Below are 1,191 nucleotides of genomic sequence, written 5' to 3' on the forward strand. Positions count from 1 at the left end.
TTGCAGCGCCTCCCTAAAGGCCTTTTTTCGGAGCAGTTGGCATGTATCGTGTTTTGTCATGTCACAGAATGGTCATGTGCCCGGCCTAGGCTTGAAGCAATGGAGTTAATGGCGTCGGTTGCACTGATGTGTGCCCCGCAATAGAGCTGGTCTAGTCCAGACGGATACCGGAATGCGCGAAGATGTGCCACGGGCGGTAACAACGATTTGCAGTGCTCTGCAGGAGCAGATCGAACATGGCTTGTTGCCGCATGGCAGCAAGCTGCCTGCGGAACGCAAGCTTAGCGAGGTGTTTGCTACCACCCGTATCACGTTGCGTGAGGCCCTCGTGCAACTGGAGGCGCAAGGGCTTATTTACCGTGAAGAGCGTCGCGGCTGGTTCATTTCCCCGCCACGACTGGCGTATGACTTGATTCGGCGCAGCCATTTTCACGCAATGGTCTGCGCGCAGGGAAGAGTGGCTCACACTCAGCTGCTGTCGGCACGTCTGCAACCGGCTTCGGCGATGATCTGCGAAATGCTCGAACTGCCTGCGCTGTCGAGCGTGATCCAGATCTGCCGCGCCCGGCGTATCGATCAGCGGCTGGTGCTCTATGTCGAGCATTACCTGAGGCCAGAATTATTCCCCGGCATCCTCGATCACGACCTGAACGAGTCACTCACCGAGCTTTATGCCCGCTGTTATGACCTGCATTACGGACAAGTACGTTTCGATATGGTCCCCACGGCACTGCATGCCGACGCTGCAGCCGCCTTGAAGGTTTCCCTGGGCAGCCCCGGCCTGCGTATTGCAAGAATAAACTATGACCAGCGTGATCGACTGATTGATTGCGATCTTGAATACTGGCGTCATGATGCTATTCATGTGCGCGCCAATGTGCGTGGCAAGTTGTAGTTGAGTGCGGCTCTTCAAAAACTCCGGGCATGCGGCAAGTTTCAGTAAATTAATATCGATGTATTCAGCGCGTTGTTAGTTGCGGGTGCCAGCCAGTAAGACGTGACCTTCCTCTTCATTGAAAACCTTGGCTGTGCGGGCCGCTCAGGTCGAGTGCATGCGCGCAGACGTCCGGCTTATTTAAAAATTTAATGAGAAAATAACTTTAAGCTGCAAAGGGGTGAGCGTAATTTAAAAAGTTTTTGAGGTGAAAAAGTTAAGGAGGCGCTGCAAAAATGAGACTGTCAGAAATTTTG

Annotated in this window: 1 protein-coding gene; it reads left to right on the plus strand. The window is 53.4% G+C overall.

Annotated elements, in window-relative coordinates; genetic code table 11:
- Positions 1-172 precede the first annotated feature (172 nt).
- Complete coding sequence (locus tag ALO64_RS12905) at positions 173-895, plus strand: UTRA domain-containing protein (protein WP_005732905.1); 723 nt, start codon at positions 173-175, stop codon at positions 893-895.
- The last annotated feature ends 296 nt before the right edge of the window (positions 896-1,191 follow it).

The organism is Pseudomonas meliae (assembly GCF_001400515.1).
GTDB classification, from domain to species: domain Bacteria; phylum Pseudomonadota; class Gammaproteobacteria; order Pseudomonadales; family Pseudomonadaceae; genus Aquipseudomonas; species Aquipseudomonas amygdali.

What these genes read in the sequence shown, in the direction of transcription:
- ALO64_RS12905 (WP_005732905.1), top strand. Translation starts at nt 173, where the DNA reads ATGCGCGAAGATGTGCCACGGGCGGTAACAACGATTTGCAGTGCTCTG.